General features: G+C 65.1%; 20 protein-coding genes. 15 read left to right on the top strand and 5 right to left on the bottom strand.

Translation table 11 applies throughout. The features are described from left to right. Positions 1–103: 103 nt before the first annotated feature. Positions 104–3,265, top strand: a complete 3,162-nt coding sequence (locus HJD23_RS26445; RefSeq protein WP_171114066.1) for a DEAD/DEAH box helicase — start codon at positions 104–106, stop codon at positions 3,263–3,265. Here the strand turns inward: HJD23_RS26445 and HJD23_RS26440 are convergent. Beyond that, positions 3,198–3,743, bottom strand: coding sequence for an ATP-binding protein (locus HJD23_RS26440; RefSeq protein WP_240980816.1), 546 nt, complete (start codon positions 3,741–3,743; stop codon positions 3,198–3,200). The two genes, HJD23_RS26445 and HJD23_RS26440, sit on opposite strands and share 68 nt — an antisense overlap. A 200-nt stretch (positions 3,744–3,943) precedes the next feature. Between HJD23_RS26440 and HJD23_RS26435 the strand changes: the two genes are divergently transcribed. From HJD23_RS26435 to HJD23_RS26375, 13 genes are all read left to right on the top strand, one after another. Continuing rightward, complete coding sequence (locus HJD23_RS26435; protein ID WP_171114067.1) at positions 3,944–4,789, top strand: helix-turn-helix transcriptional regulator; 846 nt, start codon at positions 3,944–3,946, stop codon at positions 4,787–4,789. Then, positions 4,789–5,019, top strand: a complete 231-nt coding sequence (locus HJD23_RS26430) for a DUF397 domain-containing protein (RefSeq protein WP_171114068.1) — start codon at positions 4,789–4,791, stop codon at positions 5,017–5,019. The genes HJD23_RS26435 and HJD23_RS26430 overlap by 1 nt, the downstream gene beginning before the upstream one ends. A 448-nt stretch (positions 5,020–5,467) precedes the next feature. Continuing rightward, complete coding sequence (locus tag HJD23_RS26425; protein WP_171114069.1) at positions 5,468–5,674, top strand: hypothetical protein; 207 nt, start codon at positions 5,468–5,470, stop codon at positions 5,672–5,674. Further along, complete coding sequence (locus tag HJD23_RS26420) at positions 5,658–6,179, top strand: DUF6879 family protein (RefSeq protein ID WP_171114070.1); 522 nt, start codon at positions 5,658–5,660, stop codon at positions 6,177–6,179. Before HJD23_RS26425 ends, HJD23_RS26420 begins: the two co-directional genes overlap by 17 nt. Beyond that, positions 6,169–7,002: a helix-turn-helix transcriptional regulator gene (locus HJD23_RS26415; RefSeq protein ID WP_171114071.1), complete on the top strand. Its 834-nt coding sequence runs from the start codon at positions 6,169–6,171 to the stop codon at positions 7,000–7,002. The genes HJD23_RS26420 and HJD23_RS26415 overlap by 11 nt, the downstream gene beginning before the upstream one ends. A 491-nt stretch (positions 7,003–7,493) precedes the next feature. Continuing rightward, positions 7,494–8,525 (top strand): radical SAM protein, encoded by a 1,032-nt coding sequence (locus HJD23_RS26410; protein ID WP_240980815.1) that lies wholly within the window; start codon positions 7,494–7,496, stop codon positions 8,523–8,525. After that, positions 8,522–9,166 carry a thymidylate kinase gene (locus HJD23_RS26405; protein ID WP_171114073.1) on the top strand — a complete coding sequence of 215 codons (645 nt, stop codon included), beginning with the start codon at positions 8,522–8,524 and terminating at the stop codon, positions 9,164–9,166. Before HJD23_RS26410 ends, HJD23_RS26405 begins: the two co-directional genes overlap by 4 nt. A gap of 19 nt (positions 9,167–9,185) precedes the next feature. After that, on the top strand, positions 9,186–9,656 hold the full coding sequence (locus HJD23_RS26400) for a hypothetical protein (RefSeq protein WP_171114074.1): 471 nt from the start codon (positions 9,186–9,188) through the stop codon (positions 9,654–9,656). Then, entirely contained in the window at positions 9,653–10,444 is a 792-nt protein-coding gene (locus tag HJD23_RS26395) for an STM4013/SEN3800 family hydrolase (protein WP_171114075.1), read from the top strand. Before HJD23_RS26400 ends, HJD23_RS26395 begins: the two co-directional genes overlap by 4 nt. Before the next feature lie 32 nt (positions 10,445–10,476). Continuing rightward, complete coding sequence (locus tag HJD23_RS26390; protein ID WP_171114076.1) at positions 10,477–10,914, top strand: NUDIX hydrolase; 438 nt, start codon at positions 10,477–10,479, stop codon at positions 10,912–10,914. 216 nt (positions 10,915–11,130) lie between these two features. Further along, positions 11,131–11,394, top strand: a complete 264-nt coding sequence (locus tag HJD23_RS26385) for a hypothetical protein (RefSeq protein ID WP_171111901.1) — start codon at positions 11,131–11,133, stop codon at positions 11,392–11,394. Continuing rightward, on the top strand, positions 11,372–12,571 hold the full coding sequence (tgmC, locus tag HJD23_RS26380; RefSeq protein WP_171114077.1) for an ATP-grasp peptide maturase system methyltransferase: 1,200 nt from the start codon (positions 11,372–11,374) through the stop codon (positions 12,569–12,571). Before HJD23_RS26385 ends, tgmC begins: the two co-directional genes overlap by 23 nt. A gap of 92 nt (positions 12,572–12,663) precedes the next feature. Next, on the top strand, positions 12,664–13,269 hold the full coding sequence (locus HJD23_RS26375; RefSeq protein WP_171114078.1) for a DUF5753 domain-containing protein: 606 nt from the start codon (positions 12,664–12,666) through the stop codon (positions 13,267–13,269). 28 nt (positions 13,270–13,297) lie between these two features. Here the strand turns inward: HJD23_RS26375 and HJD23_RS26370 are convergent, their stop codons facing one another. Together HJD23_RS26370 and HJD23_RS26365 are read right to left on the bottom strand one after the other, a co-directional pair. Then, the gene (locus HJD23_RS26370; RefSeq protein WP_171114079.1) at positions 13,298–14,182 is read right to left on the bottom strand and encodes an aldo/keto reductase; all 885 of its coding nucleotides are present in this window, start codon (positions 14,180–14,182) and stop codon (positions 13,298–13,300) included. Between the two features lie 14 nt (positions 14,183–14,196). Next, a complete protein-coding gene (locus HJD23_RS26365; RefSeq protein ID WP_171114080.1) occupies positions 14,197–15,138 on the bottom strand; it encodes an NAD-dependent epimerase/dehydratase family protein in 942 nt (313 codons plus the stop codon). Positions 15,139–15,208: 70 nt separating this feature from the next. Between HJD23_RS26365 and HJD23_RS26360 the strand changes: the two genes are divergently transcribed. Continuing rightward, the gene (locus HJD23_RS26360) at positions 15,209–16,120 is read left to right on the top strand and encodes a LysR family transcriptional regulator (RefSeq protein ID WP_171114081.1); all 912 of its coding nucleotides are present in this window, start codon (positions 15,209–15,211) and stop codon (positions 16,118–16,120) included. 133 nt (positions 16,121–16,253) lie between these two features. Here HJD23_RS26360 and HJD23_RS26355 read toward each other — a convergent pair whose 3' ends face one another. Together HJD23_RS26355 and HJD23_RS26350 are read right to left on the bottom strand one after the other, a co-directional pair. Further along, on the bottom strand, positions 16,254–16,934 hold the full coding sequence (locus HJD23_RS26355) for an NAD(P)H-dependent oxidoreductase (RefSeq protein WP_171114082.1): 681 nt from the start codon (positions 16,932–16,934) through the stop codon (positions 16,254–16,256). Between the two features lie 34 nt (positions 16,935–16,968). Beyond that, complete coding sequence (locus HJD23_RS26350; protein WP_171114083.1) at positions 16,969–17,301, bottom strand: metalloregulator ArsR/SmtB family transcription factor; 333 nt, start codon at positions 17,299–17,301, stop codon at positions 16,969–16,971. Positions 17,302–17,371 lie beyond the last annotated feature (70 nt).

The following is a 17,371-nucleotide window of genomic DNA, read 5'->3' as shown; positions in this document are numbered from 1 at the left end:
GCCAGTTGCACTCCGTGATCCTTCTGGGCAGCCGACGTGCCTCGGTGTCGGTCCCCTCTGTTAGACATAGAGGCAGCAGTCCGAGTGAGCGGGGGAAGCCGGCGTGACCAAGCCAATCGATCCTTCACAGCCTGTCGCGGGCCTCTACGAGGCGCTCATCACCCTGCGGTTCGAGCAGCAGTTGAAGGAGCTTGCTGGCCTTGGCTGGCGCCCTGTGAGCGATGAGGTCGGAGCTGAGTCGGTCCCGCACGTACTCGCACGACACGTCGCACGAACGGTGCAGCGAGTACTGCAAGGCCTCCCTGCCCAAGAACGTGTGTACGCGGCTAACCACATCCTGGAGTCCATCAGCACACTGGAGGGCGCGCAGGAGTGGGTGGACCTCGTAGCTGACGGGCCCCGCCAGCTCCTCGCACTGACTCGGCAAGAGGCTCCAGGCGTCTTCGCCGTACGCCCCGGCATCCCTCTATCCGACGCAGCACTGATCACCAACTCGCCAGAGGACCCCAGCCTCGGCTTCGAACTGCGGGCGGAACTGGCCACCGCCGACCGCGTAGACCTGCTCTGCGCCTTCGTGAAGTGGCACGGCCTGCGCATGATCGAGCAGTCGCTGAGGGCTGCACACGAGCGAGACGTACCAATACGGGTGATCACAACGACCTACATCGGCGCAACCGAGCGACGTGCGCTGGATCGGTTGGTCGAAGAGTTCGGCGCTCAGGTCAAGGTCAACTATGAGACCCGGTCCACGCGGCTGCACGCCAAGGCTTGGCTGTTCCGGCGTGACAGTGGATACGACACGGCGTACGTAGGCAGCTCGAACCTATCCAAGGCCGCTCTTCTCGATGGCCTGGAGTGGAACGTCCGGCTGTCCTCCGTAGCCACACCGGACGTCTTGCGAAAGTTCGAAGCCACCTTCGACGCCTACTGGAGCGATCCGTCGTTCGAGGCGTACGACCCCGCAGCTGACGGGGAGCGCCTGCGCGAGGCCTTGGCGATTGCAGGGGGTACGTCGTCCACCCCCACCGCCGATCGCGGAATCACGTTGTCCGGACTGGAGGTACGGCCGTATCCGCATCAACGCGACATGCTGGAGCGGCTGGAGGTTGAGCGGGAAGTGCACGACCGGCATCGGAATCTACTCGTCGCAGCTACGGGCACGGGCAAAACCGTGATGGCGGCGCTCGACTACAAGCAGCTCCGCAAGAAGCACGGCCGCGACCTGCGCCTGCTGTTCGTCGCTCATCGCAGGGAGATCCTCCAGCAGTCCATGCGGACCTACCAAGATGTCTTGGTGGACTCGAACTTTGGCGAGGCACTCCACAGCGGTGAGATTCCCGAGCGCTGGACACACGTGTTCGCCAGCGTGCAGTCACTCAACGCGAAGGCGCTGGATCGCCTCTCACCCGACCACTTCGATGTGATCGTGATCGACGAGTTCCACCACGGGACGTCGCCGACGTACCGGAAGATCCTTGACCACTTCAAGCCGTTGGAACTGCTGGGGCTCACGGCGACGCCTGAGCGCATGGACGGCAAGAACATCCAGGACGAGTTCTTCGACGGTCGGATCGCCGCTGAGATGCGCCTGTGGGAGGCGCTGGAAAATGAGCTACTCAGCCCCTTCCACTACTTCGGCATCAGCGACTCCACTGATCTGAGCACAGTGGAGTGGAAGCGCGGGGCGTATGACCCGACCGCATTGAGCAACATGCTGTCGAGCGACGCCAGGCGAGCCCGACTAGTAGTGAAGGCCGTCAACGAAAAGATCGCGGACCCGGGTGCTATGCGTGCGCTGGGCTTCTGCGTTTCGGTCGCCCACGCACACTTCATGGCGGAGGTCTTCCGTACGGCCGGCCTCAACGCCATCGCCCTGTCAGGCGAGACACCGGCCGAGCAACGCAAGCAGGCGCTGACTGACCTGAAGTTGGGCACGCTACAAGTGATCTTCTCGGTCGACCTCTTCAACGAGGGGCTCGACATTCCCGACGTAGATACCCTGCTCCTGCTGCGGCCCACCTCCAGCGCCACCGTGTTCTTGCAGCAGCTCGGCCGCGGGCTCCGACGCACCGAGGACAAGGCGGTCCTCACCGTCCTTGACTTCATCGGACAGCACCGCAAGGAGTTCCGCTTCGAGAACCAATTCCGGGCACTCACCAACCTGACGCGCAAGCGGCTCCTGGATCACATCGAGCACGACTTCCCGCAGCTCCCGTCCGGGTGCCAGATCATCCTTGAGGAGAAGGCGCGGAAAGCAATCATCGCCAACATCAAGGATCAGATAGGCGTCAACGTCACCGCGTTGGCCCGGGAAGTCGCGGACTACGCTGAGCCAAAGCTCGGTCGCTACCTGGAAGAGAGCGGCCGTGAGCTCAAGGAGCTCTACCGGGGCAACGGCAACTCCTGGACGGGCTTGCTGCGCCGCTCAGGACTTCTCAAGGGCGAGGCGCCTGACGGTGAGGCAGCGCTCCTCAAGCGTGTATCTGCGTTTCTCCATGTAGACGATCCGCTGCGGGTGGCCGCATACACGCGGATGCTGGAAGATGACGCCCCCGCGTACAGCGATCTTGACGAGCAGGGACAGGCCTACGCCCGCATGCTCTTCTTCCAGCTGTGGCCACTCGGTGGGGTGACGCGCAAGGGCTTTGCACACTACGACGCCGGGTTTGCGGCGCTACGCAAACAGCACGCGGTGCGCAGCGAGTTGCGTCAGGTGTTGGCGTACAACCTCGCTCACACCGAGCACGTTCCGATCCCGCTCCTGGGGATAGGCGGCGAGGCCGGAATTCCGCTCACCGTGCACGCTTCCTACAGCCGCGAGGAGATCCTCCCTGCTCTCGGCCAGTCCTTCATTGGCGGCTTCATGCCGGGAGACTTCCGTGAAGGGGTGAAGTGGTGCGAGTCCATCAGGACCGACGCGCTCCTCATCACGCTGGAAAAGGATGAGAAGGACTTCTCTCCTCAGACCCGCTACCACGACTACGCGTTGAGCGAGACACTCTTCCATTGGGAGTCGCAGAACCAGACATCGGAGACCTCTCCCACGGGCCTGCGGTATCAGCACCATGTCGCTGAGGACAGCCATGTACTGCTCTTCGTACGCCGCTACAAGTCCACGGACATTGGCGGGGCCCAGCCGTGGATGCTGCTGGGCCCCGCCGAATACGACACACACACGGGCAGTAAGCCAATGGCGATCACATGGCGGCTGAGGCACCCGATTCCGGCGGACGTGTGGACGTACTCTGCGATCGCGGCCGGGTGACGCGTCGAGGCCGTTCGCGACTGGCCTCGCACTCGGCCTCGAAACGCATTGTTTGAGCCGCACTTGGCATGCTCAACCCGGTGGCGAACTCGCACCAGGTCACCTTTCGGTCAGCAAGCAGGTGGATGCCCCAGCGATCAGCAAGGGCATCCACGAGCGCCATGCCGCGCCCTGTTTCGACGTCCGCGTGCGCGTCGACGAGCGTCGGTAGGGCCCGGGTGTCGGGATCGTGGATCTCGATCCGAAGATGGCTACCGAGCATGGACACGGTGAGGGTTGTTGGTGTCCCTGGCCCCACGTGGTTGATCACATTCGAGACGAGTTCGCTCACGCAGACCTGGGCCGGGTCGGAGAGCTCTTGCAGCCCCCAGGCGGCCAAGTTCATCCGCAGGGCACGGCGCAGGAGGGCCACTTCCGCAGGTTCGGCGAGAAACGCGAGGTCCCATGACCTCCTAGGCATGCAGGTGACGCAGTCCACGTACAACCCCTCCACTTGCACCGCAGTAGCCGTTCGCAACTGTCTACACACTGAGAGTTGCATTGAAACTCTCAAAATGGAACTCTCATCGCTAGCCGAGAGGGGTGCACCACGGCTTCACGCGCCCCCGGCGCACGCCACCTTGCCGTCCCCGAAGCACAACCAGCACGATCTGATCCGATCGACGTGAAGGGCTGAACATGCCAGTCGGACCCACCACACGAAGGCGCCAACTCGGCGCTGACCTGCGTCGCCTACGCGAGGCCAAGGGCTTAACTCTTGAGGAGGCCGGCGCTCGGGTCGGCATCTCGAAGGCGACACTCAGCCGCTACGAGACGAAGGAGGGCACCGTCAAGTGGCCAGCGGTGGATGCTCTTTGCCGTGAGTACGGCGCATCAGACGAAGAGTGCCAGGCCCTGGTTGAGCTCGCGAAAGGAGCCAGGATTCAGGGGTGGTGGCGGTCGCTTGCCGACCCGATCCCCGAGTCCATGAATCTCATGCTCACCCTGGAGGATGAGGTCGTCCGCGAGGACCACTACGCGTGCATGTACATCCCGGGGCTCCTTCAGACACGTGCCTACGCCGAGGCCGTTCACCGCGCATCTGAGATGCAGTGCCCTGAACGGGAAGTCCAGCACATGGTCGATATTCGAATGAAGCGGCAAGAGCTGCTGGAGCGTGACGAACCCCCGCACATCTGGTGCGTCATCGACGAGGCGGCGCTCCGGCGATCCGTAGGCGGCCACAGTGTGATGCAGGAACAACTGCGGCACTTGCTGGCCATGTCAGAACGTCCACACGTCACCGTCCAAGTACTGCCCTTCGCAAAGGGTGCGCACGCAGCAGCAGTCGGCAGCTTCGCCGTCCTCCGCGGTCCGGCACGGGAACTGGACGTGGTGTACGTCGACTTGCTCGGCGGAGGGCTCTTCATGGAGAAGCCGAAAGAACTGGAGCGCTATAGGTTGGCATTCGAGTACCTCAGTGCACAGGCGCTCGACCTTGAGTCCTCGGCAGACATCATCGACCGTATAAGCAAGGAGCCCTGATGACGGCGGCCTCTACGCAACAGTGGTTCAAGTCCTCCTACAGCGGCGGCAGTGGGACCGAGTGCGTGGAGTGCGCGCGGGGCGAGGACGCGATGCTGGTGCATGACTCCAAGCGGGATCATGGTCCCGTGGTGATCGTGCGGGCGCAGGCGTGGTGTGCCTTCATAGGTTCGTTGAAGGCCTCGGCTGACCGAGGGGCGAGCCGCTTGCCGCTGGCCGCTGGCCGCTAGTCAGAGCTACCGGTAGGCAACCGGAAAGCAAGCCGAGACATACGCGCACATCCGCCAGCCTCGCCCGCGGTCAGCTCATGTGGGCGACGACGTTCGCCCGTCGACGCTTCTGACCAATCGACGGACGGGTGGCCCCGAGGTGGATTGGACCCCGGGCCGATCCGTTAACACCGAACGTTCAAGGCTGCCAGCCAGCACACACAGCGATTTCGTAGAGGTCGTCTCCGAGCGGCAAGGACGCTCACTGATCACCACCAGCAACCGGGCACCCAGCCCGCCGACCGCCTAGCGTCCGGGCTGGTCGACGTCCTGCCTCACCAGCACAGCCATGCTCAAGATCCTTACCCGACAACGCGAATATTGGCGTTGCCGCATGGACGTCATTGAGCAACCTCCGTACCTTCGTGTCAAGGAGCCCCAACAAGGGTCGACATGAGGGGGTTTCAGTATGGCGCGCGAGGAACTGACCCGGCTCACGGGGAACGGCAATGGGGAGTGCAATCAGAATGACTGCCCCAACGTCTACCGGACCCCACGCGGCTCCATCATCGTGCAGGGCGACGTCTCGCACGCGTTCCAGCCGCCGGAGGGCGAGACTCTGGCAGAGATCCCGGAATCGGTTCTCAAGGAGGCCGTTCGTGCTCTTGGATGGTGAAGCCTGGCAGGCGAAGTTCCATGACTTCCAGACCGAGGCGTGGCGACTCGAAACGCTGCCTGAGTACCGGGTTCCGCAGGAAGAAGAAGAGATCCGGGCCTACCTGGCAGGCGAACGCATCGATCCCCACACCCACTCCAATGCGTACACCGATGATCTCAAGAGGGTGCGCCGCGAGGGAAAGAGCAAGGGGCGCGTACACATTGTGACCCGTCCCCTCACCACGTATCTCCAGTACGAGTTCATGTACTACCGCCCCCATGCATGGGCAGGCGAGGAGATCCGAATCATGGACGTGACCGACCGGGAAAACCCTCTGGCCGGCGTCCAGGACTTCTGGATGTTCGACAAGAAAGAAGTCGTCCTCATGCACTATCAGCCGGACGGAACGCAGATCAGTCGAGAAGTGTACGAGGGTGACGTGACACCGTTCATCGAGTATCAGCGCATCGCGCTGGCCGAGTCGGTGCCCTTTGAGGAGTACGTGAAGGGCCTTGACATTTGAGCCGAATGAGCTGGGCCAGTCCAGAGCAGACCTAGCCGACATGCTGAAGGCGCTTCGCAAGCGAGCCGGGGTCACTCAGACCCGGCTCGCTCAGCGCTGCAATATGTCCCAAACAAAGATCAGCAATATTGAAGGCGCAAAGCTGACGCCGAGTCTTGTCGATGTAGAGCTGATCCTGAGGGCGTTGGACGCCCCGCCTGACCTTGCCTCAGAGGTGGCAGCAATCGCCCGCACCGCTAACACTGAATGGCAGGACGTGTGGTCCCAACGTCGCACGGGCCTGGAGAAAAAGCAGAACGAACTGGCCGGGTTCGAGCATTCCTCAACCGAATTTCGGTACTTCCTGCTATCCATGGTGACTGGCCTACTCGCGATACCCGAATACGTGAGGGCCAGCCTGGCGCATATTCCCGGAGACCACAGCAAGGCGATTTCCAAGAAGCTGGAACGGCAATCCGTCCTTTATGACACGTCGAAGCGTTTCACGTTCATCCTGACGGAACAGGCCGTCCGGTGGCCGTTCCTACCTGTCCAGGCGATGGCCATGCAAGTTGACCGATTGGTGTCGATCAGCTTGCTGCCCAATATCCGAGTCGGGGTGATCCCCTTGGGCGGCCACATGCCTGTGGCGCCATTGAACACCTTCACAATCTACGACAAGCGCATAGCAACGGTTGAGACGCAGACCGGAGTAATGGTCTTCCGAGATCATCGGGATATCTCTGCCTACCTGGGCGAGTTTGCCACGTATGAAAGTTACGCGCTGTTCGAAGATGAAGGAAGGGAGCGACTGACCGAGTGGGCTCACCAGTTCCGCTCATGATCTTTACCCGACAACGCCAATAAGACTGGGCGCCACCCCGATGGACACTCCATGATGAATGGGCAGTCCAGCCGGGGAGGATTGATGACGCGTACACAGAAGCAGCAGGACTACAGACTTACCGAACATCCTGCCGAGCCGAGAGCAGTACCAGGATGTGGGGGGTGTCTCGGCATTTGTGTACGCCGAGAAAATGCTCGATCCAGAGGCGACTACAGCGCTGCAACCGATGCAAATGTGGGTCTGCGCCAGCACCAAGCAGAGGCACATGCATCATGACCGAGGGAAAGCAGCCCGGGTTTCTTGCTGAGAGGTCGTGCGCATAAGGGCGGGCGTGAGCGCCCATCGGACGTCGGCCTGACACTCGCCTGTCCAGCCTCATGGCTCATGCGTTCATGCGGTACCAGCCAGCCCACGTTCCCCCACACCACTGCACTGTGTCCGGTCTGCCGACACGGCTACCAGGCCCGCCCACAAGAGAGGGCAAAACCTTGAACCCCCCGCTCACCTTCACGCCCACACCCCGAGACGCCGTCGACTGGACCGCGCTCCGCAACTTTGCCGCGCTGCGCGGGCAGCTGCGTGTCTCCTTCAGTCCTCGCTGCAACATCGCCTGCTGGTTCTGCCACAACGAGGGCGACGTTCCGCCGCCGCTGACCCGCCAGGACCGTACCCAGCAGCCCCGTACACGATCACTGTGTGCTGAGCACTACCTCGCGATCATCGCCGCCCTGATGGACACCGGACTCAAACGCGTCTACTTCACCGGCGGGGAACCCCTCACCTCTCCCCTGGCCCGACCGGTGCTGGAGGGGCTTCCCGACTGCGGCCCCGAAGGCTCATACACGCTGATCACCAACGGGACCCGCATCCGATCGAATCGATCGTGGCTGGCCACGACGCTGCTGGACAAGGTCAAGGTCTCGCTGCACTACTTCTCCGACGAGTCGCTTCGTGCCATCGCCGGTACCCGCGTCGGGATCGCAGCCGTGCTGGACGGCATCGAGATGGCGCGGGAGACTTTCGATCGGGTCGAACTCAACTGCTTGTTGCTCAGGGACAACGCGCATGAGATCCGCCGCATCCTGGACTACGCGCTTGAACGTCGGCTGCCGGTGCAGTTCATCGAACTGGTCGGTACCGACTTCAACGAGGCACAAGCCTCTTCTGCTGTGTCCGCCGACGACACCGTGACCTATCTGAGGTCGCTCACCGACGACGAGCACACCGAAGTCGCGGGTGTCGGGCAAGGCCGTCGTGTCTTCCGCATCGATGGTGTTGAGATCGACGTCATCCATCGCAACCTGGGCCGACATCACGTCGGCCAGTGCGGTGCCTGCCCTGTGCGTTCGAAGTGCGTCGAGGGCTTCTGGGCTCTGCGTGTAGACCACGACGGCGGCCTTCAGCCGTGCTTGCTGCGCCCGGACCTCCGCGTGGACCTCAAGCCCCTGCTCGGCGCACCGACCCAGCTCGCCGGGTTGGTCGCCGGGCACGTCAGCGCGTTCACGGAAGGGACCTTATGAGCCTGCCTCCCGCCTACGAGCCCACCAGCACTGCAAGCCACCAGGACCCCTTCATCGTCTTCGAGGGTGTCTCCGGGATTGGCAAATCCACCCTCACGAAGGCCGTCGCCGATCGGCTCTGCGCCTCCACCCTGCACACTCTTCTCCCACCGCACTCCGGTTGGTCGTCGGAAGTGAACAGCCGCCTGTGCCCTCTGCCGCAGTTCGCCTTCTACCTCTCTGGGCTCCTGCACGCCGCCGACTGTGTACGCCGTTTCCGCACGACCGGCCCGGTCATAGCCGACCGGTACGCCTCGTCCGTCATCGCCTGTCACAGCGCCGTGCACGGTATCGACATGAGCGAGAGCATTCGCCTCCTCGACCCGTTCCGCGCCTACCTGGAACCCCCGGATCACACCTTCTACCTGCGCTGTTCAGAGGCTGTGCTGCGTCGCCGCCTTGCTGCGAAGGCACAGCAGAACAAGCTCACAGCCGACGACACCGAGCTGTTCACCGTGTCCGGACGCCTGCCGCGCCTACTCGCCAACTTTGAGGCGGCAGCGCACGCCGACCCCACAGCCGTCGTGGTCGACACCGATAACAAGACGCCCAATGAACTCGCGAACTGGGTCCTCAACTACTTGGAGACCACCCGCGCTTAAGCCCATCGACACCAAGCTAGTGATCCGTGACGGCGGCGCGAGCGGTCTCTTCCCCGGCCAGATCCACGAGGGCGTCGCATGGTGGATCGGCGCGTGCCTCGTAGTCGTCCTCAAGACGACTCGCCTCGTGGTCGCCCACGACGGACACCCCACCAGCGCGACCTTTCACGAGCGGCTGTGCCGGGGAGCGATCAACGCGCAGCACTTCGCCTGCCGCGTCACCGACCTGCGGACCACCACCGAAGCCGAGTTGCTCTCCGTCATGTCCGTCCTCGGCAACCTGCCCGGCGCCCTCATCGCAACGACAACCACCGAAGACGGCGAAATCGTCAATATCGCCCTCTACGACGTCGAGGGCAAGCCGCTCACCGAACACACCGGCCTGGCCACCATCAGACGCCTCATCGCCGATGACCATGTCCCCATTCCTGTCAACAACCGGGCAAAAGGCCTAGTAGTCCACCATGCAGAGAGGGAGAAGCAGGCGTGATCAATGCCGCCGAGATCATCCGCAGCGAGATCGGAATCCTGTTTGTCACCCTTGACTCCCTCCGCTACGACGTGGCCCGCGCCGCCTATGACAGCGGGCAGACCCCACATCTCTCACGGCTGCTGCCACACGGCGGCTGGGAGCGACGGCAGACTCCCGGAAGCTTCACGCTCCCCGCGCACATGGCATTCTTCTCCGGTTTTCTTCCCAAGCTCCCCCAGCCCGAGCAGCCGCCCCGCCTCTGGGAGTGCCGCCCGCCTGCTTTCAAGACCGTGCCGCCTGAGACGTTTCTCTTCAACGCCCCCAATCTCCTCGTCGGACTTGCTCAACACGGCTATCGAACCGTATGCGTGGGAGGAGTCACCTACTTCTCCCGAGAGACCCCGCTTGGCTCCGTCCTGCCCGCGATGTTCGACGAAGACCACTGGCGTCCGGAGTTCTGCTCCCCGGAACCCGACTCCACACGCCACCAGGTCGAGCACGCCCTTGAGATCGCGGACAAGCACGCGGGACGGCCCCTGTTCCTGTTCGTCAACGTCTCAGCTACCCACGTGCCCCACGGCCACTACCTTGGGGAGAGCACCGACACCGCCGCGTCCCAACAAGCGGCACTCACTTACGTCGACGAACACCTGGCCCGCCTGATCACGACACTTACCACCGGTCGACGCTGGCTGGTCATCATGTGCGTAGACCACGGCGATGCCTACGGAGACGACGGCTTCCACGGACGTGGCATCGCACACGCCGTCGTGATGAATGTTCCGTACGCGGCCATGGTGTGCTGAAGGCCGCGGGACCGCCACTACGCTCGCCCGCCATGAGCGACGTTCCCAGCGGCGTCACCACGCGCGATGCCTCCGTCGTAGTGGCCCGAGACGAACAAGGATTGGTGGCCTTGCTGAGCGCGGAATTTTCACGTCACGGGGGTGAGTTTCTTTTCCTCCCCGGCGGGCGGCGAGAAGAGGCGGAGAGCCCTGATGAGTGCGCGCGGCGCGAGCTGAAAGAGGAGGCAGGCATTGTTGCCGCGCAGTGGCGCTCGCTCGGCACTTACGCCATCACCCTGGATTCGACGGCGCGGGTTCACCTTTACGAAGCGCGGCGACTGACCGTTGGGACACAACAACTCACCCCCACCGAGCAAGACTTCAAGCTGTCCTGGTGGCCCATGGCCGAAGCCCTTGACGCCGCCGCGCAGGGTCGGTTCCTGCTTCCGGCCGGGCCGCTTGCCCTGCTCCTGGCCGATCGCGCCGACTGAACGGCACGTAGCTGCAAGGCTTTGCCACCATGCCTGCCGGGCTTGAGCGGCTCTACCCGGATGCCGGCGAGGCCTGGCAGCCGAGCGCACTGTACCTCGCCACGCACCCGCACTCAGCCATCCGAGTGTGGGGGGGATTCCTGGCCCCTACGGGCAAGGCGATGCACAGCGTTCCGAACAAGCTGTTCACCGCGACCGTCGATATCACCCCACGGCTTGGAGCAGCCTCTCCACACCGACACCGACACCGACACCGACACCGTCATCGCCGAGCGCTTCGCGGCCCGTCTGAGCGCGTGCGTCGCGGGTCGGCACGACCTCTGGGTCGTGCCGACCGTCCCCTACGGGTGGTGGGCGATCGAGTGCAATCCGAACGGACAGTGGGGCTGGCTCCCGGACGCGCAGGCCATCACCGAGGCGTTCGCCGACATCTTGACCAGGAAGGAGGCAGCGGACCATGAAGATGCCGGCCGCCCCTGAGACCGACGCCACTCGGCTGCGTGATGCCATGGTGAAAGTCCTCGCCAATGACGGGGCTCTGCGCGACTCGGCCTGGCGGGCAGCGGTCGAGAAGGTTCCACGGCACCCCTTCGTACCCGGCTTCTATCTGCCTGCTGACCAGCGCGACGAGCACGGACTGAACGTATGGGAGCCGGTCACCGCCGAGCTCGACTACGGCCGGTGGCTCGCCGCGGCGTACTCCGACACCACGCTGATCACGCAGTTCGACGGCGAGGAGCCCGACTGGACTGACCCGGTCGTCCGGCATGGCGGGGCTCCCACCTCATCGTCGACGCTCCCGTCGCTCGTCCTGCGCATGTGGGCCGACGCCGACGTGGCGGAGGGCCACACAGTGCTGGAGATCGGAACCGGGACCGGCTATTCCACCGCACTGGCCTGCGAACGGCTGGGCTCCTCGCATGTCACCAGCCTGGAGATCGACCCGCGCCGGATGGAGACGGCGGCACACGCGCTGTACGGCTGCGGGTACTTCCCTACGCTGGCCGTGGCGGACGGCCTGTACGGGTACTGGCCCGAGGCTTGGTACGACCGGATCGTCGCCGCCTGTTCGTTCCGTGCCGTACCGCCCGCGCTGATCGCCCAAGTCCGGCCGGGCGGGAAGATCCTGCTCCCCCTGTCGGGCTGGCTCTACGGAAACGCCCGTGTCCTGCTCACCGTGGCCGAGAACGGCACCGCCGAGGGGCCCTTGCTCCCCGGCACGATCTCCTTCATGCCTGCCCGGAGGCACGCCGCGCCGGCGTTCGGCAATCCTGCCGAATGGGCCGCCGGTCTGCCCGAGAAATCACGGTCCGCCAGGCACAGCCCCGAACGGTTCACGACCGCCACCGAGGAGGCGTTCCACCTGCGCTTCCTCGCCCAAACCGCCGTACCGGACACCCAGATGATCACCATCGACGGAGTCGTACGCCTCGTCGATGTCGTCTCCGGCTCCGCCGCCACACTCACGCCCAACGGTGATATGTGGGACGTCCGCGAAGGCGGCCCGGTGAAGCTGTGGGAACGGATCGAGGACGTCCTGGACGCGTTCGACGCGGCCGATCGGCCGGGACCGGAGACGTTCACGATGCACGTGTACGACGGCGGGCAACACCTACGGCATCCGCAGATGCCTGGGCTGCCGCTTCCGAGGGCTTGAGTGATCACTCGATGCGCCTGACGCGTGTTCTGTGTCTCCGGCGGGCACGCATGCCGTTGACCAACCCTGGGGGAAAAGGAGTGAGGACCGGTATGACGAACCTGGTCCCGTGGCAGCAGCGGCTGTCCACTGGTACGGAAGACATTCAGGACGAGGTAGTCCGCGTATACCAGCAGACGCGTCACAGCAAGGCGTACGTGCCCACGATGATTTGGGGCACGCTTCAGACCGAGGCGTATGCGACCGTCGTCCTTCGGCAGGTTGTCGAGTTCCTCGGTGTCCCGGATGACGTTCCGGCGGGAGTGGCCAAGCGGATGGAGCGGCAGCGGGTGCTCTACGACGGTGAACACCGCTTCGACGTGATCCTCGGCGAGCAGGCTCTTTACACCAACGTCGGAGGGCCGACGGTGATGTGTGGGCAGATGGAACGTCTGCTTCGGGACTTCGACCTTCCTTCCCTCAGGCTGGGCATCGTCCCCACCACTGCTGAGGTGGGAATGGTTCCCGAGCCCGGCTTCAACATGTACGACGACAGTCGCGTCCACTACGAACTCGTCTCCACCGGGGTGGACATCACCGACCCGGCCGAACTTGCCCTGCACGACAAGGCCTTCAGCATCCTCAGCAACGCTGCCTGCTACGGAGACGACGCCAAGTCGCTCATCAACAAGGCTTTGAATTTCTGGAGCGGCGACTGAGCATGACTGCTGAGGCGTCGCACCGAGTTCAGCTGGGCAGCGCACCGTCGAGCTGCGTCAGCTCCCCCGCGCTCAGCTTGAGTTCGGCGGCCCGGGCCGAGTCCTGGATGGATGCCGGGCGGCTGGCTCCCGGCACCGGGATCATTGCCGGGGAGCGGTGGAGCAGCCATGCCAGGGCGATCTGCTGCGGGCTGACGCCGCGCTCGGCCGCGATGCGGTGGAAGGCGGTGCCTGTGGAGGTCGGGCCCGACGGGCCGTCGAGGGAGCTGCGGGCGATGCCGCCCAGTGGGCTCCAGGGCAGGAAGGCCAGGCCCAGCTCCGTACTCAGCCGCAGTTCGGGCTCGCTGTCGCGCACGGCGGGGGAGTACTGGTTCTGGACGGAGACGAGCCCGTCGCCGAGGATCGCGTGCGCCTCGCGGATCTGGGCGGTGTTCACGTTGGAGATCCCGACGGCGCGGATCGTGCCGGCGTCGAGCAGCTCGAGCAGTGCGCCGACGGAGTCGGCCCATGGCACGGCCGGGTCCGGCTTGTGCAGTTGGTAGAGGCCGATGGCCTCGACGCCCAGTCGCTTCCGGGATGCCTCGGCGGCGCGCTTGAGGTGTCCTGGGGTGCCGGTGACCGTCCAGCTGCCGTCGCCGGGCCGGCCGCGGCCGCCTTTGGTGGCGACGAGGACGCCGGAGGTGTCGCTGCCGTAGCGGGCGAGGGCGCGGGCGACGAGGAGTTCGTTGTGGCCCCTCTCGCCGGCGTGCCAGTGGTAGCTGTCGGCGGTGTCGATGAGCGTGACGCCCGCGTCGAGGGCGGCGTGGATGGTGGCGACGGCCCGCTCCTGGTCCGGTCGTCCCTCGATGGACAGCGGCATGGCGCCCAGGCCGACGGCGCTGACGGTGGTGTTCCCGATGGTGCGGTACTGCATGGCGGGTCTGTTCCTCAGGCGGCGTGGGTGGCGGATACGTCCAGGGCTTCGGCGACGGCGCTGGGCAGCCAGTCGGTGGTGCGGGAGAAGGAGAAGCCCAGCTCCTTCGCACGGGCGTTGCTCATGGCGTAGTGGCGATCGAAGGAGAAGGGCGAGGCGGCCTCTCCCGTGGCGATGGTCCGGTATACGGGTTCCCGGCCGGTCAGCGCTGCGATGACGGCGGCCAGGCCGCGTACGTCGAGCAGTTCGTCGGAGCACGCGTTCACCGGACCGGTGAAGTCGGTGGCCGTGGCCGCCCACAGCAGCAGGTCCGCCAGCTCCTCGTAGTGGATGAAGACCGTGGGCTGCGCCTCGGCGTGCACGGCGATCTCCGTGCCCTGGCCGATGCGCTCGATGTAGTGCGCCAGGCGGCCGGTGAAGTCCTGCACGCCGCCGCCGAGCACGTGTGCACTGCGCACGGAGGCGAAGGCGAGCCCGCCGTCCCGGGTGAAGACGGCCTCCGCCTGGCGCTTGCCCTCGGCGTAGTGGGCTTCCAGGTACGCCGCGTCGTGCCAGGGCAAGTCCATCTGCACCAGCCAGGCGGCGGGTTCCACGATGTCTTCCGGCACAGGTGTGCCGTACGGGACGGCGGGCAGTGCGGCGGTCGCCGGGTCGTACACCTCGATCGTGGACGTCATGACATACCGAGCGGTGCGGCCGCGGAAGGCGCGAGCGGCGATGGCGGCCTGCACGGGGGTGTAGCAGACCTGGTCGACGACCACGTCGAAGGTGCGGGAGCCGAGGGCGGCGGTGAGGCCGGTCTCGTTGTCGCGGTCGGCGACGAGGTGCTCGACACCGGGCGGTGGCGGGGTGGAGCCGCGGTTGATCACAGTGACCTGGTGCCCGGCGGCCTGCAGGCGCTGGACCAAGAGCTTTCCGACGTACCGGCTGCCGCCGATGACACAGATTCTCTGCATGCCCCCATCCTGGAGATCTACCATCACCAGCAGAAGTGCATACTTACTGGACAGGTATTAAGGAACGCTGTTGATCGATGTGCAGCGCCTTCGCGTACTGCGGGCAGTGGCGGAGCACGGCAGTTTCAACCAGGCGGCAGCGGCCCTCCACCTCACCCCCTCGGCCGTCTCCCAGCATGTGGCAGTCCTGGAGCGCAGCCTCGGCGCCCAGGTCGTGGCGCGCAGCACGCGCGGGGTCACCCTCACCCAGGCCGGTCGGATCATGGTCCAGGCCGCCGAGTCGGTCGCAGCGGAGCTTGCGCACGCAAAACAGCAAGTCGACCAGCTCAGTACGGGCCGTACGCAGCTCACCATCGCCACGTTCACCAGCGGCGGCAGGTTCCTGCTGCCCGGCGCCCTCGCTCGGCTGACGGCAGCCCATCCCCGTACCGTGCTCCATGTCAGGGAGGCCGAGCCCGAAGACAGCCTGCCTCTGGTCCGCGAGGGCGCCGTGGACCTCGCGCTCGCCTATCACTTCGACGGCCCGCTGCCCGGCCAGGTGAGCCAGAACTCCAGCATGGAGTGGACTGCGCTCATGGAAGACCCCTTGTACGTCGTGCTGCCCGAGGGCCATCGACTGGCCGGCCGCGCTGTGCTCGATATCGCCGAGCTGGCGAGCGAGCCCTGGGTGCTCGGCTGCCTCAAGACAGAGGCGTACCTGCAGCGCTACGCCGAGCGCGCCGGCTTCGACCCGGAGATGCGCGGCACGACAACCGACTACTTCTTCGCGCGCTCGCTCGTCGCCGCAGGCCTGGGCATCTCACTGATCCCCTCCATCGCGCTGGCCCCGGAGGTGCCAGGCGTGCGCGCCGTCCCGATCAAGAAGCCGGGTCCGACTCGGCACATCGGCGTTGCCGCGATCAGCCGCCGCCGTGACCACCCCCGGCTCGCGACCCTGATCAATGCTCTTCAGGAGCAGGCAGCAGCTCTGGACGACACGTGACCGCGGGCCAGCTTGCCAGGTGGCCGTCATCAGGCTCCCGGCCCCGGATGATCCCGCTGATCAGGGATGCGTGCGATGCCCTTCGAGGGTGCCGTTGCGCCAAGGCGTGCAGGGCGTGATCCGCTGATGGGGGTCAGCGCACGGTAGTGGGAACATCCGCCGCGATCCGCGCGACAGACTCTCTGACCGCATCCAGCGCCGCTGTTCGTTCCTGGTCGGTCATACGGGCCGGTCCATGGGTGACCACCGGGTCGAGCACCTGGAAGCCGACGAACTCCAGCATCCCGCGGTGGATGTGGAACAGGAAGTCGTCCATCGGACCGAAGGCCCCACCGGGCTGGAACGACTCACTGGGCCCGCCGGTCGTGAACAACAGCATCGCGCGCTTCCCGGCGAGCGCCGCGTCGCGGAAGAGCCCGAAGTCCCCGCCGAAGACCCCGCCCATCACGAAGACCCGGTCCACCCATCCCTTGAGGACCGCGGGCAGCGAGAACCACCACAGCGGGAACGACAGCACGAGCAGATCAGCGGCGAGCAGCAGGTCGAGATGGGCCTTGACGTCCGCGTTGAGTGCCCCCTCCTTGACCGCGCGCATCTGCTCGGTCTGCGGCTTGAACGGGCCGTCCACCGGTGCGAATTCCTCGCGGGCGAGCACCGGCGCCCATCCGGCGGCGTAGAGGTCGAGGACCTCGACTCGATACCCGGCCTCGCCCAGGGACTGAGCCGCGGTGGTCATCTGGGCAGTGCTGAACGAGTGGGGCTCGGGGTGAGCATGAACGATCAGGGCCCTGGGCGCAGCATCGTAGGTCGACATGAAGAGATCATATCGATGTATTGCGATACGTCAATCAGATCGCGGTGTCGATCACTCGCGCCAGCTGCGCCAGCCGCTCTTCATCGCGCCGGTAGTGGGTCCACTTGCCCACCCGCGTGGGACGTACGAGTCCCGCCCGTTCGAGCGTGCTCATGTAGCTGGAGACCGTCGACTGGGCAAGTCCCGACTTCGCCTGGATGTGCGTGACGCACACGCCGACCGTGCACCGGTCCGCGATGGGCTCGTACTCGCCGAAGTGCGTGTCGGGATCCTTCAGCCACTGCATGATCTGCAGACGGGCAGGGTTGCCGAGGGCCTTGAACACCTCGATCAGATCGCCCGGATCCCATCCCGCCGTCGCGGCCATGCGCCACCTTTCTCGCCAGTCAGTTCAACAGACCACGATATCTCGATATCGGATCCGCAGTGCTCTGAGC

The sequence above is a fragment of the Streptomyces sp. Z423-1 genome (genome assembly GCF_013009255.1).
Taxonomy (GTDB): domain Bacteria; phylum Actinomycetota; class Actinomycetes; order Streptomycetales; family Streptomycetaceae; genus Streptomyces; species Streptomyces gossypiisoli.
Note: the sequence above shows the minus strand (reverse complement) of the source record. Positions and strands in the feature narration are given on the sequence as shown.

What these genes read in the sequence shown, in the direction of transcription:
- HJD23_RS26425 (WP_171114069.1), top strand. Translation starts at nt 5,468, where the DNA reads ATGGCGCGCGAGGAACTGACCCGGCTCACGGGGAACGGCAATGGGGAG.
- HJD23_RS26350 (WP_171114083.1), bottom strand. Translation starts at nt 17,301, where the DNA reads ATGGCCGCGACGGCGGGATGGGATCCGGGCGATCTGATCGAGGTGTTC.
- HJD23_RS26355 (WP_171114082.1), bottom strand. Translation starts at nt 16,934, where the DNA reads ATGTCGACCTACGATGCTGCGCCCAGGGCCCTGATCGTTCATGCTCAC.
- HJD23_RS26405 (WP_171114073.1), top strand. Translation starts at nt 8,522, where the DNA reads ATGAGCCTGCCTCCCGCCTACGAGCCCACCAGCACTGCAAGCCACCAG.
- HJD23_RS26370 (WP_171114079.1), bottom strand. Translation starts at nt 14,182, where the DNA reads ATGCAGTACCGCACCATCGGGAACACCACCGTCAGCGCCGTCGGCCTG.
- HJD23_RS26390 (WP_171114076.1), top strand. Translation starts at nt 10,477, where the DNA reads ATGAGCGACGTTCCCAGCGGCGTCACCACGCGCGATGCCTCCGTCGTA.
- HJD23_RS26365 (WP_171114080.1), bottom strand. Translation starts at nt 15,138, where the DNA reads ATGCAGAGAATCTGTGTCATCGGCGGCAGCCGGTACGTCGGAAAGCTC.
- HJD23_RS26435 (WP_171114067.1), top strand. Translation starts at nt 3,944, where the DNA reads ATGCCAGTCGGACCCACCACACGAAGGCGCCAACTCGGCGCTGACCTG.
- HJD23_RS26375 (WP_171114078.1), top strand. Translation starts at nt 12,664, where the DNA reads ATGACGAACCTGGTCCCGTGGCAGCAGCGGCTGTCCACTGGTACGGAA.
- tgmC (WP_171114077.1), top strand. Translation starts at nt 11,372, where the DNA reads ATGAAGATGCCGGCCGCCCCTGAGACCGACGCCACTCGGCTGCGTGAT.
- HJD23_RS26430 (WP_171114068.1), top strand. Translation starts at nt 4,789, where the DNA reads ATGACGGCGGCCTCTACGCAACAGTGGTTCAAGTCCTCCTACAGCGGC.